Origin of the sequence: Streptomyces sp. BE20 (assembly GCF_036322525.1) — a bacterium.
Taxonomy (GTDB): domain Bacteria; phylum Actinomycetota; class Actinomycetes; order Streptomycetales; family Streptomycetaceae; genus Kitasatospora.
On the sequence record NZ_JAQYWW010000714.1, the window covers coordinates 1 to 258 of the forward strand.

The following is a 258-nucleotide window of genomic DNA, read 5'->3' on the forward strand; positions in this document are numbered from 1 at the left end:
CGGCCAGGGGCGGGCCTCGGTGAGCAGTTCCACGTCCCCGGACGCCCAGTCCACCTGGGGGGTGGGCGCGTCGACGTGCAGCGTGCGGGGCAGCACGCCGTGCCGCATCGCCTGGACCATCTTGATGATGCCGGCCGCCCCGGCCGCCGCCTGGGTGTGCCCGAGGTTCGACTTGATCGACCCGAGCCAGAGCGGGTCGCCGCCGTCCCGGTCCCGCCCGTACGTCGCCAGCAGCGCCTGGGCCTCGATCGGGTCGCC

The 258-nt window shown here is 75.6% G+C and carries 1 pseudogene; it reads right to left on the minus strand.

Annotated features, from left to right (window positions below):
- Nucleotides 1-258 (minus strand): annotated as a pseudogene (locus tag PUR61_RS15955) (polyketide synthase); the annotation flags it as partial.